Consider the following 14,699-nt stretch of genomic DNA (forward strand, 5'->3'; position numbering starts at 1 on the left):
ACAGGTGCGATTCGACCGCGATCGTTCACGGCAATTGGCGGGCATGATCGCCAGGCGCCTCGCCGTCGGCCTGTTCGTCCTCGCCGCGGTGTCGTGCCTGATCTTCCTCGCGGTCTCACTTCTTCCGGGCGACTTCGCCACCGAGGTGCTCGGCAGGGATGCGACGAAGGAGACCATATCCGCGCTCCGGCTGGAAATGGGGCTGGACCGGCCCCTTCCCGTCCGCTTCCTCGCCTGGATAGGCGGCATCCTGCATGGCGACCTCGGCCGCTCCCTGGCGAGCCATCGCCAGATTTCCGAAATGATCGGACCGAGGCTGTACAACACCTTCTTCCTGGCGGGCTTCGCCGCCGCCATCGCCGTTCCGCTTGCGGTGGTCCTCGGCCTCGTATCGGTCCTGTTTCGCGACAGCTGGATCGACCGGGCGCTGAATCTGGCAACGCTTTCCACGATCTCCTTCCCCGAATTCTTCATCGCCTATGTGCTGATCGTCGTCTTCGCGGTCAAGCTGCACTGGCTGCCCAGCCTCTCCCACGTTTCCTGGGGCGATCCCTTGCCCGAAAGGCTGCTGAAGACGCTGATGCCGGCGCTCGTGCTGGCTCTGGCCGTCCTCGGCCACATGATGCGGATGACCCGCGCCGCCGTCGCCGCCCTCATGGATCAACCCTATATCGAGATGGCCGTTCTCAAGGGCGCCTCGCGCTGGCAGGTCATCACCCGTCACGCTTTGGTCAATGCGTGGCCTCCGGTGATGACCGTCATCCTGTTCAATCTCGCCTATCTCGTGGTGGGCGTGGTCGTGGTGGAGATGATCTTCGTCTATCCGGGCCTCGGCCAGTTGATGGTCGACGCCGTCGTCGTCCGCGACGTGCCGGTCATCCAGGCCTGCAGCCTGGTCTTCGCCGCGAGCTATATCCTGCTCAACCTCCTGGCGGACCTTTTCGCGATGATCACCAATCCGCGTCTCCTGAGGCTGCGATGAAACCGGGAGGCGCCCTGCCGTCGCGCGGCCGGCGGCCGTCCGTGCCGGACTGGCTCGCAACGATGGACTGGAGTGCGCGCCTGGGCGCCGTCGTCATGGTGGTCTACGCCGTCGTGACCCTGGCGGTTCCCCTGCTGGCGCCGCACGGCGAATCCGAAATCGTCGGCTCCGCCTTCGATCCGTGGAGCGCGGCGTTCCCCCTCGGAACGGATAATCTCGGCCGGGACATGCTCAGTCGCCTCCTGTTCGGCATCCGCAATACGATCGGCATCAGCATCGCTGCCAGTGCGCTGTCCTTCATGGCCGGCTGCTCGCTCGGGCTGCTCTCGGCGGCCGTCGGCGGCTGGTTCGACTTCGTCCTGTGCCGCGTCGTCGACGTGATGATGTCGGTGCCGCAGCTCATCTTCTCGCTGCTGCTGCTGACGATCCTCGGCACCTCCATACCGGTGCTGATCCTGGTGATTGCGCTGATGGAAGCGACCCGGCTCTTCCGGCTGAGCCGTGCGCTCGGCATGGACGTCGCCGCGATGGACTATATGAACGTCGCCCGCATGCGGGGCGAAGGCAGCTTCTGGCTGGTGCGCCGGGAAATCCTGCCGAACGTCAGGAAGATCCTGATCGCGGAAGCCGGATTGCGGTTCTGCTTCGTCTTCCTGCTGATCAGCGCGCTTTCCTTCATGGGGCTCGGATTGCAGCCGCCTGCCGCCGATCTCGGCTCGATGGTGCGGGAGAATGCGGACCTGATCACCTATGGCGACATCACGCCCATGCTGCCGGCCGCAGCGATCGGAGTGCTGACGATTGCCGTGAACTTCGTCTCCGACTGGTACATCCGCAAGACGGCTCGTCCCGATGCCAGCCGCTGACGCGCCGCTGCTCGACATACGCGATCTGCGGGTCGAAGCGCCGGACGGGCGCGGCTGGCGCGAGATCGTCAAGGGCGTATCGCTGACGCTGAAGCCGGGCGAGGTTCTCGGCCTGATCGGCGAATCCGGGGCGGGAAAATCGACCATCGGCCTTGCGGCCATGGCCTATGCGCGCGGCGGCTGCCGTATCAGCGGCGGCGAGGTCATCCTGAAGGGCGAGGACATCCTGCGCCTGCCGCCCCGGCGCCTCAGGCAATTGCGCGGCGGGCGCATCGCCTATGTCGCGCAGAGCGCCGCCGCCGCGTTCAATCCGGCGCGCCGCATCATCGACCAGTATGTCGAGGCCGTCCGGTTCCACCGGCGGACCGCATCGGCCGATGCGCGGCGCGAGGCGGTCGCGATATACCGGCGTCTGCGCCTGCCGTCGCCGGAGACGATCGGCGAGCGCTATCCTCACGAACTCTCGGGCGGCCAGCTGCAGCGGGCGATGGTCGCGATGGCGATGGCCTGCCGGCCCGACATCATCGTCTTCGACGAGCCGACGACGGCGCTCGACGTGACGACCCAGATCGAGGTCCTCGTGGCGATCAAGGACGTCGTCGCCGAAGCCGGCGTCGCGGCCTTGTACATCAGCCACGACCTCTCCGTCGTCGCCCAGATGACCGACCGCGTCATGGTCCTGCGGCATGGGCGCACCATCGAGCACGGCCGGACCGCCGACCTCATCCGCGCACCGCGCGAGGACTATACCCGCCAACTCCTGGGCGCGCGGCCTTCGCGGCGGCCGTCGCCGTCGGTCGGCGCCGCTCTTCTCCAGATCGAATCGCTTTCGGCCCGCTATGGACGGGCAATGCCGGTCCTGAGCGAGGTCAGCCTGGCCGTGCCCAAGGGGGCGACGGTCGCCATCGTCGGCGAGTCCGGCTCCGGCAAGTCGACCCTGGGCAGGATCGTCAGCGGCCTGCTGGCGCCGGTATCGGGCCGCATCACCTTCGCCGGCGAGCCGCTTGCGCCCCTCGTCCGCCAGCGCCCGCAGAACCTTCTCTGGCGCATCCAGGCCATCCACCAGATCCCGGACGAGGCCCTCAATCCCGGCCACCGGATCCGGGAGACGATTGGACGCGTGCTCTCGCTGCGCCACGCCCTGCGCGGCCGCGCACTCGATCGGCGTATTTTCGAGCTCCTGGAGATGACCGAGCTCGATGCGGATCTCATCGATCGGCTGCCTTCGGAACTGTCCGGCGGACAGAAGCAGCGTGTCTGCATCGCAAGGGCGATCGCCGCAGATCCCGCCTTGATCATCTGCGACGAAGTGACTTCGGCGCTCGACCCGCTGGTCGCGAGAGGCATCATCGATCTTCTGGGACGCCTCCAGTCCGGGACGGGGACCTCCTGCATCTTCATCGCGCACGATCTGGCCACGGTCGCGCAGATCGCCGACGAGATCGTCGTTCTCAAGGCCGGCCGGGTCGTCGAAAGCGGCCCGGCCGCCGGCCTGCTCGCCGATCCGCGGGAACTATACACGCAGGTCCTCCTCGGCTCGGTGCCGACGCTGGATCCAGGCTGGCTCGCCACGGTAAGGCGCAGCGACGTTTTATGAATTCGCGGATCCTGGCCCGAGCGGCCATAGGCCTGGTCCAAGGCTCTGTTCGCCCATCCCGTCGGCGCGGCGGGCATCGCCTGCCATGCGCGTCACGACGACGAAGCCTTGTGCTACGCCCTGCACGAGCGCTGCGCCCCGGACCTGGCGGAGATCGAGCGGACCGCCGATCTCGACGCCGACTGGTTCTGGCGCCTGGCGGAGCGCTACGGGATCGGCCTTTCGCCGAGCTGATCGGCCCGGCCGCTTCCGCCGGCGTCCAGGGCCGTTTCAGCCGGCTTCCTCGCCGCCAGGATCTGGTCGCGCGAGGCCAGCAGCGCACCGCCGACGATCAGCAGCACCGCCAGGCCGAGCGCCAGCGTCGGCGCGGCGAAGCCGACGGCGACGAGGATGAGGGTCGAGAGCACGGGCGTGGCATAGGAGGCGACGCCGAGGAGGCGGATGTCGCCATGCTTGACGCCGCGGTCCCAGGCGTAGAAGGCCAGGCCCACCGGGCCGAGCCCCAGGCCGAGAATGGCGAGCCACTCGGTGCCGTCCGGCCATACCGTCTCCTCGAGCAGCAGGTGGCAGGCGAAGGCGAGGACGCAGGTGACGCCGCAGAAGCCGACCACCGCGTCGGTCGGCACCGCCTTGAACCGGCGCGAGAGCACCGAATAGCCGGACCAGATGAAGGCGCAGGCCAGGGCCAGCGCGTAGCCGGGCGCATGCGCGGCGTCGAACCCCGCGGCGCCCTTTGCGAGCCCGAGCGCCAGCACGCCGGCAAAGCCGAGCGCCGCGCCGGCGACATGGTACCAGCGCAGCCTTTCGCCCGGCAGCATCGCCGAGAACAGCACGATGAGGAGCGGCCAGAGATAGGCGATCAGGCTGGCCTCGGCCGGCGGCGCCCGCTTCAGCGCCGCGAAATAGACCGCGTGATAGCCGAACAGGCCACCGACGCCGAGCGCCCACACCGCCGGGGGCTGGCGCAGGGCCGCCGCGGCGCCCGGGCGGAACGGCCAGGAGGCGGCGCCCATCGCGGTGGCGACGGCGAAGGTCAGGCCGAGCAGCTCGAAGGCGGGAATGCGGTAGGTGAGGGCGGTCGTCAGGGCGAGGACGGCCCAGAGCAGGATGGCGATCAATCCCGTGAGGGTGGCAAGCAGCTTGGACGACATCGGCATCTCGCGGAACCAGGCCGCACGCTATGCCGCAAACCGCGCCCGGACGCCATAGGAGAGATCAGGCCGGCTGCGGCCGGGCCTGGTGGCGGGGCGTGCGGACCTCGCCCTGCTGGGTGCCGACCGCCATGTCGAAGCTGTCGGCGATGCGGCGGGCGCGGTCGATGAACAGCAGGGCCGCCTGCCGCCCGAGCACGTCGAGCGCGGTGCGCTCGAAAAGATCGAGCCAGCGGTCGAAATGCCGCCCCTGCAGCGGCATCGACAGATGCGGGCGCAGAGGCCGGCCGTCATAGCGGCCGGTGCGCAGGACGATCGACGACCAGAACGCGCACAGCTTGGCGAGATGGTCGTCCCAGTCGCCGACCCTGGCATCGAAGAGGGGGCCGATCAGGTCGTCCGCCCGCACCCGGGCGTAGAAGGTGTGCACGAGCGTGGCGATCATCGCCTCGGTGACGGCCGGCTCGTCCGGGCTCGGGATGGCATCCATCGTGACCGCTTCAAATTTTGGAGCCGTCCACGCGGCCGATATGGTAAATAGGGAGCGGGATCCCGGCCGGCAAGGCCGGACCCGGATCGCCACCGCTTCGGGGCCTGCCGAGGCATGTATCCGGCCGCACATCGGCCCTGTCTGGAAATGCTATGATTTCTCATCGGTAAACCTGCAGCGCTGGAGCCCGGAAATGCGCAGATGGCCTTTGCTGACGATCCTCCTGGCCGCCGCTGGCGGCATCGCGTCGCCGGCCCGGGCGGTGGACTGGAACGGCTGCCAGTCGCCGACGGCGGCCATCTCCATCGCGGCCTGCACGGACATCATCGCGTCGGACGGCCAGAGCCAGAGGGAAAAGGCGGCCGCCTACCGGAACCGGGGTCTCGCCTATGACGGGGAGGGCGATCATGAACGGGCGATCGCCGACTATACCAGCTCGATCCAGCTCAAGCCGGACTTTGCCGACGCCTATAACAGCCGCGGCTACGCCTATAGCGAGAAGGGCGATCTCGACAACGCCATCGCCGACTACACCCAGGCGATCGGCTATAAGCCGGACCTCATCCTGGCGCTCGACAATCGCGGGCTCGCCTATGAGAGCCGGGGGCTGCACGACCTCGCCATCGCCGACTACACCAAGGCGATCGGCTACCAGCCCGGCAACGCCTGGATCTACGATTATCGCGGCACGGCCTATGACAACAAGGGCGCGCATGACCGCGCCATCGCCGACTACACCAAGGCGATCAAGCTCGATCCGAAATTCGCCGTCGCCTATAACGACCGCAGCCTCGTCTACGAGGCCAAAGGCGAGCACGACAAGGCCCTCGCCGACCTGAACATGGCCATCGCCCTCAAGCCCGACTATCACGACGCCTATATGCAGCGCGGCATGATCAGCGTGAACAAAGGCAGTTTCGAGCAGGGCGCCTTCGACTACGGCAAGGCGGCCGAGCTCAGGCCGGCCGATCCCTATCCCTACAAGGGACGGGGCGATGCCTATTACGACATGAAGCTCTACGCGAAGGCGGTCGAGGATTTCAGCAAGGCGCTCGAACTCAAGCCCGATTACGCCTATGCCGCCTATGACCGCGGCCTCGCCTATGCGGCCCTCGGGCTCAAGGACAAGGCCCTCCAGGACATGCGGATGGCGGCGCGGCTGATCCCGGCGGGCGATGCGTTCAATGCCTATGCCCTCACCGAAATCGCCAAGCTCGAGGCTGCGCCGGCCGCCGTGCCGGCTGCACCGGCCCCCGTGCCGCAGGATGGCACCCGCGTCGCGCTGGTCATCGGCAATTCGTCCTATCGCTCCGTCGGCCTCCTGCCCAATCCCGCCAAGGATGCCGAGCTCGTCGGCGCGGCGCTGCGCAATGCCGGCGTCGGCGACGTCACCGTCGTGCACGACCTCGACCATGACGGCATGATCGCCGCGCTCAGGGCCTTTGCCAGGAAGGCGGACCAGGCCGATTGGGCGATGATCTATTATGCCGGCCACGGCATGGAGATGGACGGCAAGAACTACCTGATCCCGGTCGATGCCAGGCTGGAATCCGACCGCGACGTCGCCGACGAGACGGTGTCGCTCGACCGGATGATGAGCGCCATCGAAGGCGCCCACAGGCTGAAGCTCGTGGTCCTCGACGCCTGCCGCAACAATCCCTTCGCCTCGCAGATGAAGATGACGAGTGCCGCCCGCGCGATCGACCGCGGCCTGTCCCGCGTCGAGCCGGCCAGCGCGACCCTGGTGGTCTACGCGGCCAAGGAAGGCACGACGGCGCAGGACGGCAACCGCGGCGACAGCCCCTTCGCCCTCGCTTTCGCCAAGCGCATCGTCGAGCCGGGCGTCGAGATCAACAAGGTGTTCCGCTTCGTGACGCGCGACGTGCTCTCGGACACCGGAAACCAGCAGGAGCCCTTCGTCTACGGCTCGCTGCCGCCCGACGACTTCATCTTCGTGCCGGCGAAGTGAGGCGCCGCCCCGCGCGCATGCCGGGATGGAGCACGGACGGAATACCATACTATTTCTGTATTGAATTGGATTACCCGAAGATGCAGTGATGAATGACGGGCTGCAGCGTTGCGCCGTCCGCTTCCCGACTGCTTCAGCAATTTTGGGGCCGCCGCGGGCCCCGCCAATCCATACGGAGATCGCCATGGCTCAGTCCCGCCAGCTCAGGCTCGGCGCCTTCATGCGGCCGGCCAGCATCCATACCGGCGCCTGGCGCTATCCGGGCGCCTGGCCCGATGCGAATTTCAATTTTCCGCGCCTGCGCCGGCTCGCCCAGACGCTGGAGCGCGCGCGCTTCGACGCCTTCTTCATGGCGGATCACCTCGCCGTGCTCAACATGCCCCTGGAGGCGCTCAAGCGCAGCCATACCGCGACCTCCTTCGAGCCGTTCACGCTGCTGTCCGCCCTGGCGGGCGCCACCGAGCATATCGGCCTCGTCGCCACCGCCTCGACCACCTTCGACGAGGCCTACCACATCGCCCGGCGCTTCGCCTCGCTCGACCATATCAGCGGTGGGCGCGCCGGCTGGAACGTCGTCACCACCTCCAATCCGGACGCGGCGCTGAATTTCGGCCTCACCGATCACGTCGACCATGACGAGCGCTATCGCCGGGCCCGCGAATTCTACGACGTGGTGACCGGCCTGTGGGACAGCTGGGCCGACGACGCCTTCATCCGCGACGTCGAAAGCGGCATCTTCTTCGATCCAGCCAGGATGCATGTGCTCGATCACAAGGGCGAGCACCTCTCGGTGCGCGGCCCGCTCAACATCGCCCGCCCGGTGCAGGGTTGGCCGGTGATCGTACAGGCCGGCTCGTCCGAAGCCGGGCGCCAGCTCGCGGCCGAGACGGCGGAGGCGGTGTTCACCGCGCCGGCGACGCTGGCGGACGGCCGGCGCTTCTATGCCGACGTCAAGGGGCGGATGGAAAAGCTCGGCCGCGACCGCGACCATATGAAGATCCTGCCGGCCTGTTTCGTCGTGGTCGGCGACACCCTCGAAGAGGCGAAGGCCAAGCGCGCCAGGCTCGACAGCCTCGTCCATTACGACAGCGCCATCGCCTCGCTCTCGGTCGCGCTCGGCCACGACGCCTCCCGCTTCGATCCCGACGGCCCCCTGCCGCCGGTGCCGGAGACCAACCAGAGCAAGAGCGGGCGCGAGCGGGCGATCCAGCTCGCCGAGCGCGAGGGCCTCACGGTGCGCCAGCTCGCCCAGCGCCTCGGCGGCTATGCCGGGCTGGCGATCGTCGGAACGCCGGCCAGCATCGCCGACACCATGGAGGAATGGCTGTTCACCGAGGGGTCCGACGGGTTCAACATCATGTTCCCCTACCTTCCCGGCGGCCTCGACGACTTCGCCGAGAAGGTGGTGCCCGTCCTGCAGGACCGCGGCCTGTTCCGGCGGGACTATGAGGGCACGACCCTGCGCGAGAATCTCGGCCTGCCCCGCCCGGCGAACCGGTTCTTCTGAGGAAAGCTCTGCGAAGGGAGGCGTATACAAGAAATGGCGCAATTCCTTCTCCCGAACCGGGAGAAGGAGCCGTAACGTCTATGCCGGCGGTTGAGCCGGCCGCTCAGCCGAACACCTCCGGATCGGGGCCGATGCGGCCGTCCGGGCGGTCGAGCTTGTCGATGGCGGCGATGTCCTCCTCGGAAAGCCTGAAGTCGAACAGGTCGAAGTTCTCGACGATGCGCGCCGGCGTGACCGACTTCGGAATGGCGATCAGGCCGAGGTCGAGATGCCAGCGCAGGATGACCTGGGCGGCCGTCTTGCCGTATTTCCGGCCGATGGCGGCGAGCTGCGGGTCGTCGATCAGGCTGCCCTGGCCGAGCGGGCTCCAGGATTCCGTCGCGATGCCGGCCTTGGCGTGATAGGCGCGCAGCGCCTTCTGCTGGAAGCGGGGGTGGAGCTCGATCTGGTTGACGCTCGGCATCACGCCGGTCTCGTCGCGCAGGCGTTCGAGATTGGGCACGGTGAAGTTGGAGACGCCGATCGAGGCGATGCGGCCCTCGTCCCGCAGCTTGACGAACGCCTTCCAGGTGTCGAGATAGGCGCCGCGGTGCACGGCCTGCCAGTGGATGAGGTAGAGGTCGAGCTTCTCGATGCGGAGCAGCTTCATGCTGGCGTCGAAGGCGCGCAGGGTGGACTCGTAGCCCTGGTCCGGATTGGCCAGCTTGGTGGTGATGAAAAGCGCGTCGCGCCCGACGGGCGAGGCGGCGATGGCATCGCCCACGCCCTCTTCGTTGCGATAGGCGGCTGCGGTGTCGATCAGGCGGTAGCCGGCATCGATCGCCGCGGTCACGGCGGCGGCCGCGCCGGCATTCGGCACCTGCCAGACGCCGAAGCCGAGCTGCGGGATTTCATAGCCGTCATTGAGGCGGATGACAGGGCTGTTCATCGCATATCTCCAGATTTGCAAGGGGTTTCGTCGTCGCCGCGAACGTGCGATGCCGCGATCGGCAGGCCCGCGGCGATGGTCTTCGTGTCGGCTCCATCGGGTGCGCCGCCGGGCTTACTGGAAGCCGACGACCGGGTGCGGGACATAGGGAGCCTCGAGTTCGGCGATCTCGTCGGCGGTGAGCCACAGCGCCAGGGCGGCGGCGGCATCGGTGAGATGCTGCGGCTTCGAGGCGCCGACGATCGGCGCGGTGATCGCGCTCTTCTGCAGGAGCCAGGCCAGCGCCACCTGGGCGCGCGGGACGCCGCGCTTCCCGGCGACGGCGGCGACCGCCTCGACGATCCTGCGGTCCGAATCGAGCCCGTGCTCGTAGAGGACCTCGCCGAACCTGTCGCTCTGCTGGCGTTCCGTGGTCTCGTTCCAGTCGCGCGTCAGCCGCCCGCGGGCGAGCGGGCTCCAGGGAATCACGCCGATGCCCTGGTCCTCGCACAGCGGCAGCATCTCGCGCTCCTCCTCGCGATGGAGCAGGTTAACGTGGTTCTGCATGCTGACGAATTCCGTCCAGCCGTTGAGGCGCGAGACATAGAGGGCCTTCGAGAACTGCCAGGCATACATCGAGGACGCGCCGATATAGCGCGCCTTGCCCGCCTTCACGACGTCGTGCAGCGCCTCGAGCGTCTCCTCGATCGGCGTCGCCGGATCCCAGCGATGGATCTGGTAGAGATCGACATAGTCGGTGCCGAGCCGGCGCAGGCTGTTGTCGATCTCGCCGAGGATGGCGCGGCGCGACAGGCCGGCGCCGTTGGGGCCCGGCCGCATGCGGGAATTGACCTTGGTGGCGAGCACGATGTCCTCGCGCCGGGAGAAATCCCGGATGGCGCGGCCGACGATCTCCTCGGAGGAACCGTCCGAATAGACATTCGCGGTGTCGAGAAAATTGATGCCGAGCTCGATCGCCTGGCGCAGCAGCGGACGGCTCTCTTCTTCGGGCAGCGTCCAGGTGTGGTTGCCGCGGTCGGGCTCGCCATAGGTCATGCAGCCGAGGCAGATGCGGGAGACTTCGAGGCCGGTCGACCCGAGCTTGACGTAATCCATTGATGAACTCCGGAATGAAATGGACTGAAAATGCGGCAGCGACAGCTACCACCGGCGGGGCAATGTGTTAATTCACGCAATCGTTCACGGGCCGTGAAGCGGAACGTCGCCCGCTGCCCGACGAGGCTCGCCGGGCGGTGTGCCGGTCCCCCGACCGGCACGCAAGCGCGGCGCTCGCGGAAAAAGGCGGGTCAGGGGACCCGCCCACCGGTCCTCCGACCGGCACCGCGCAGGCGTCAGCCAGCCGGCTTCTGGAACTTCAGCACGAAACGGTCGCTTTCGCCGATCGCCTCGTATCGCGCGTGGTCCTTGTCCTTCAACCGATAGGTCGGCGGCAGGGTCCACACGCCGGCCGGATAGTCCTTGGTGTCCTTGGGGTTGGCATTGACCTCGGAACTGCCGACGAGCCTGAACCCCGCGGCCTCGGCGAAGCCGACCGCCACGTCCTGGCGCACATAGCCGGACTTGGCGAGCGGGTCCTGCGGCTGGTCGGGCCTGCCGCGATGCTCCTCGACGCCGAGGATGCCGCCGGGCTTGAGGGCCTTGTAGAAGGCGGCGAAGGCCTCCTTCGTCTCGCCGGCGGCCATCCAGTTGTGGATGTTGCGGAAGGTCAGCACGAAGTCGGCACTGCCGGGCGGGGCGATGGCGTGCTTGTCGGCGGCGAATTCGGTGACCTCGACCCTGCCGTAATCGGCGGGATCGGCCGTGAGCTTGGCGGCCAGCGCGGCATTGTCCTTGCGGGTTTCTTCGGACGTCGAGGCTTTCTCGCCATTGGCGGCGATGTAGCGGCCATGGGCCTTCAGATAGGGTGCCAGGATCTCGGTCCAATAGCCGCCGCTGCCGGGCAGGATCTCGACGACGGTGCTGTCGGGCCGGACGCCGAAGAAGGTCAGCAGCTCGGCGGGATGGCGGTATTTGTCGCGTACGCTGTTGGCCGGCGAGCGCTGCGGTCCCTTGATCAGGGCCTCGAGCGCCGGATCGACGGCCTGGGCCCGGGCGGCCGGCATGCCGATGGCAAGGCCGAGGGCGGCGAGGGCCGCCAGGCCGGCACGGCGGGAAAACGACCGCGATGGCGTCAAATGCATGAAGCAATTCCTTTGCATGAAAGCTCGCCCGCACGGGCCGCAGCCGGTATGGCTGCCGATAGTCCATAAAATCAGTCGAAAATGCTATGCGTCAAGGGCCTGTCAGGGCATCGGATGACCGGACCTGGGGATGCGCCTCAACGGCTTCCTGGCCGGGACCTGCACGCCGGCAGCATAATCCCCGGGACCGCAGGCTTCCAGCCTGCCCTTGGAACCTCGACGCTTCAGGAAGATGCAGGCTGGAAGCCCATAGGCGCTAACGTAACGGAAATACCCGCCTTCTCCCGGTTCGGGACACCGCATTTCCTTTGGAAATGCTTGGGGTCCCGGCAGGGGGATGAGGGTCTAAACGTCAACGCAGATAGCTCAATAGTCGCGCTGGAATTGCACAAGTCCAGACCCTCAACCGCCGCTTCGCGCCACCCCCAGCATTTCCGCAGGAAATGCGAAGTCCCGCATGGGAGAAGGAAAATCGTGCTATTGTCGGCAAAGTTAGCGCATATGGGCGAGACGCCCGCGGTCCCAGCGGGGCAGTCCCGGTTGCGATCGCTTCGCCCGTGACCCTGGTCCTCTTGCTCAAGGGCGGCCCCTGACGGCGTGCATCACGCCTGCGCCCGGCGTCGTTCGTCGAACAGGATGAGCGCCGCCGCGCCGACGAGCCCGGCATTGTCGCCGAGCCCGGCCCTGACCACGCGGACGTCGCGGAACGAGGGCATGGCGGTTTCTTCGATCACCCTGTGGATGCGCGCCTGCATGAGATCGAGGCCGTTGGAGACGCCGCCGCCGATGATCACGCGCTCGGGGCTGTAGAGATGGATCAGGCTGGTGATGCCCTCGCCGAGATAGGCCGCCTCCTGGTCGAGCAGGCGCAGGGCCACGGCGTCGCCTTGCCGCGCCGCTTCGACGACATGGCCGGCATGGGCGGGGTCCGTCGCCGCCATGGATGCGAGCAGGCTGTCCGGATGGTCGAGGACGGCCTGGCGCGCCCGCCGGTCGAGCGCCGTGCCCGCCGCGAAGGCTTCGAAGCAGCCGACGGCGCCGCAGGCGCAGCGCGGGCCGTCCGTCGCCATGCGGAAATGGCCGACATGGGCCGCCATGCCGCGCCGTCCATGCAGGAGACGCCCATCCGAGACGACGCCGCCGCCGATGCCGGTGGAGACGGTGATGTAGAGCAGGTGGTCGAGCCCCCTGCCAGCACCGAAGCGCCATTCGCCATAGGCGGCGGCGATGGCGTCGCCCTCGACCACGACCGGCAGGCCGAGATCGGCGGCCAGGCGGTCGCGCAGCGCAAAGCCTTCCCAGCGCGGCAAAGTCGGCACGTGGATGAAGGTGCCGGTGGCGCTGTCGAGCGGGCCGGGCGCGCAGACGCCGACCCCGGCGAGCGTCGCGGTATCGGCGCCGATCTCGGCCATCAGCCGGGCGAACTGGGCGAGGATGGCGGGGGGCCCGCCGCCGACATCGGTGCGGGCCGAAGCGCGCCTGAGCACGGCGCCGTCCGCGTCGACGAGCGCGGCCCGCACCTGCGTGCCGCCGAGATCGATGCCGAGGGCGCGCCGCCGCATGGCTCAGGCCTCCCGTTCCAGCCCGTGCACCCAGGCCATGCGAGCGGCGAGGTCCGGCGCGCCGAAGGCGAGCGAGCCCATGACGATGGTCTCGGCACCGGCGCGGCGCAGGTCGGGCACGGTATTCTCGCGAATGCCGCCGTCTGCGGCGAGGACGATGCGGCGCGGCGCCTGCCCGGCGAGCAGGCGCCGGGCTTCGCGCAGGCGCGCCGTCGCGCTGTCGTCGAGGCCGACGCCCTTGATGCCCATCCTGGTGCCGAGCAGCGTCAGCATGGCGAGGCGGTCGAGGAAGGGCGCCGCGGCGGCGACCGGCGTGTGCAGCTGCAGCACCATGCCGGCGGCGAGGCCCAGGCGCTCGATGGCGCCGAGCGCCTCGTCGGCATTGGCGTTCTCGGCATGGAGGCTGATCAAGTCGGCGCCCGCCTCGGCGAACTGTCCGATCTGGTCGATGAGGATGGCGTCGGCCGTCATCAGGTGGACATGCAGCGGCTTGGCAGTCTGCCTGCGCACCGCGGCGACGAGATCGGGGAAATACAGCATGGATGGCGAGAAATGCCCGTCCGCCACGTCGATGTGGAAGATGTCGACATGCGGCTCGACGCGGGCGATGTCGTCGGCCAGACGGCCGAGATCGGCCGACCACAGCGAGAATTCGGCGAGGAGGCGGTCGGCGGGCAGGGTGTCCAGCCAGCCGGAAGGGGGCTTCATGGGGCGGTCTCCAAAAGGAACTGGGCGAGGGCGGCGCTGAAATCCCGGCGATAGAGCTCGCGGCTCTCGGCCTTGGGCGTGATGCGGACGAGCCTGGCGGCGGGAATGAGTGCCGCCAGGGCTTCGGCATGGCTCAGCGGATGGACGGCGTCCCTGGCATGGCCGATCACCAGCGTCGGCACGGCGAGGGCGGCGACCGCCGCGCGCGTCACGCCCGGGCCGTCCCGCGATATGCGCGAGAGCAGGGCGGCGGTCACCGGCTGCGGGGAGCGTGCGAAGAAGCCGCGCAGGGAAGCGAGATTGTCGGGCGCCTGCGCTTCGAGGTCGCGGACGAGGTCGAGGGCCTCGAAGCGGCGCCGTGCCTCGTCGGCGGGAAAACGGGCCAGCAGGTCGCCGACGACGGCGTTGGGCGCCATGTTGGCGGGCGCGGCCTCGGTGACCCAGGCCGGCCGGGCGAGCACCAGCGCGCGGACGAGGTCGGGCCGGGTCACGGCGAGGCGCAGGGCGATCGCCGCGCCCATCGAAATGCCGCCGATGGCGAGCGGGGCGAGGCCGAGCGTCTCGATCCAGGCGGCGATGTCCTCGGCGAAGGCGGCGATCGAGAAGCCGGCGTCATCCCCCGGCTCGGAGGCGCCGTGGCCGCGGCATTCGAGCGTCAGGCAGCGGCCGGGCAGGTCGAAGGGGAAGACCTCGGCGGGCTGGGCCGCGTCGCCGCACAGCCCGTGCTGGAAGACCATGGGCATGCCGGCGCCCCGATCG

General features: G+C 68.5%; 14 protein-coding genes. 6 read left to right on the plus strand and 8 right to left on the minus strand.

From position 1 onward, the window contains the following. The first annotated feature begins 4 nt into the window (after positions 1-4). From J3R73_RS29870 to J3R73_RS29885, 4 genes are all read left to right on the plus strand, one after another. On the plus strand, positions 5-982 hold the full coding sequence (locus J3R73_RS29870; RefSeq protein ID WP_307436129.1) for an ABC transporter permease: 978 nt from the start codon (positions 5-7) through the stop codon (positions 980-982). Continuing rightward, on the plus strand, positions 979-1,848 hold the full coding sequence (locus tag J3R73_RS29875; RefSeq protein ID WP_307436131.1) for an ABC transporter permease: 870 nt from the start codon (positions 979-981) through the stop codon (positions 1,846-1,848). Before J3R73_RS29870 ends, J3R73_RS29875 begins: the two co-directional genes overlap by 4 nt. After that, on the plus strand, positions 1,835-3,445 hold the full coding sequence (locus tag J3R73_RS29880; RefSeq protein ID WP_307436133.1) for an ABC transporter ATP-binding protein: 1,611 nt from the start codon (positions 1,835-1,837) through the stop codon (positions 3,443-3,445). The genes J3R73_RS29875 and J3R73_RS29880 overlap by 14 nt, the downstream gene beginning before the upstream one ends. Before the next feature lie 108 nt (positions 3,446-3,553). After that, the gene (locus J3R73_RS29885; protein WP_307436135.1) at positions 3,554-3,679 is read left to right on the plus strand and encodes a hypothetical protein; all 126 of its coding nucleotides are present in this window, start codon (positions 3,554-3,556) and stop codon (positions 3,677-3,679) included. Here J3R73_RS29885 and yddG read toward each other — a convergent pair. Continuing rightward, on the minus strand, positions 3,652-4,596 hold the full coding sequence (gene yddG / locus J3R73_RS29890; RefSeq protein WP_307436138.1) for an aromatic amino acid exporter YddG: 945 nt from the start codon (positions 4,594-4,596) through the stop codon (positions 3,652-3,654). The two genes, J3R73_RS29885 and yddG, sit on opposite strands and share 28 nt — an antisense overlap. Before the next feature lie 64 nt (positions 4,597-4,660). Next, a complete protein-coding gene (locus tag J3R73_RS29895) occupies positions 4,661-5,086 on the minus strand; it encodes a group III truncated hemoglobin (RefSeq protein ID WP_307436141.1) in 426 nt (141 codons plus the stop codon). A 193-nt stretch (positions 5,087-5,279) separates the two neighbouring features. Here J3R73_RS29895 and J3R73_RS29900 point away from each other — a divergent pair, with 193 nt between their 5' ends. Both J3R73_RS29900 and J3R73_RS29905 read left to right on the plus strand, forming a co-directional pair. Further along, positions 5,280-7,055 carry a tetratricopeptide repeat protein gene (locus tag J3R73_RS29900; RefSeq protein ID WP_307436143.1) on the plus strand — a complete coding sequence of 592 codons (1,776 nt, stop codon included), beginning with the start codon at positions 5,280-5,282 and terminating at the stop codon, positions 7,053-7,055. Positions 7,056-7,239: 184 nt separating this feature from the next. Continuing rightward, the gene (locus J3R73_RS29905) at positions 7,240-8,562 is read left to right on the plus strand and encodes an LLM class flavin-dependent oxidoreductase (RefSeq protein ID WP_307436146.1); all 1,323 of its coding nucleotides are present in this window, start codon (positions 7,240-7,242) and stop codon (positions 8,560-8,562) included. A gap of 103 nt (positions 8,563-8,665) precedes the next feature. On the opposite strand, the gene J3R73_RS29910 is transcribed toward J3R73_RS29905, so the two are convergent. The 6 genes from J3R73_RS29910 to J3R73_RS29935 all read right to left on the minus strand — a co-directional run bounded on the left by J3R73_RS29910 (position 8,666) and on the right by J3R73_RS29935 (position 14,683). Beyond that, positions 8,666-9,490, minus strand: coding sequence for an aldo/keto reductase (locus J3R73_RS29910; protein ID WP_307436149.1), 825 nt, complete (start codon positions 9,488-9,490; stop codon positions 8,666-8,668). 114 nt (positions 9,491-9,604) lie between these two features. Further along, positions 9,605-10,585 carry an aldo/keto reductase gene (locus tag J3R73_RS29915; RefSeq protein WP_307436152.1) on the minus strand — a complete coding sequence of 327 codons (981 nt, stop codon included), beginning with the start codon at positions 10,583-10,585 and terminating at the stop codon, positions 9,605-9,607. A 236-nt stretch (positions 10,586-10,821) separates the two neighbouring features. Continuing rightward, the gene (locus J3R73_RS29920) at positions 10,822-11,670 is read right to left on the minus strand and encodes a class I SAM-dependent methyltransferase (protein WP_307436154.1); all 849 of its coding nucleotides are present in this window, start codon (positions 11,668-11,670) and stop codon (positions 10,822-10,824) included. Positions 11,671-12,272: 602 nt separating this feature from the next. Beyond that, positions 12,273-13,232 carry an ROK family protein gene (locus J3R73_RS29925; protein ID WP_307436157.1) on the minus strand — a complete coding sequence of 320 codons (960 nt, stop codon included), beginning with the start codon at positions 13,230-13,232 and terminating at the stop codon, positions 12,273-12,275. Between the two features lie 3 nt (positions 13,233-13,235). Continuing rightward, positions 13,236-13,940, minus strand: coding sequence for a ribulose-phosphate 3-epimerase (locus tag J3R73_RS29930; RefSeq protein ID WP_307436159.1), 705 nt, complete (start codon positions 13,938-13,940; stop codon positions 13,236-13,238). Continuing rightward, positions 13,937-14,683, minus strand: coding sequence for an alpha/beta fold hydrolase (locus J3R73_RS29935; RefSeq protein ID WP_307437804.1), 747 nt, complete (start codon positions 14,681-14,683; stop codon positions 13,937-13,939). The genes J3R73_RS29930 and J3R73_RS29935 overlap by 4 nt, the downstream gene beginning before the upstream one ends. Positions 14,684-14,699 lie beyond the last annotated feature (16 nt).

This window comes from Labrys monachus, assembly GCF_030814655.1.
Classification (GTDB): domain Bacteria; phylum Pseudomonadota; class Alphaproteobacteria; order Rhizobiales; family Labraceae; genus Labrys; species Labrys monacha.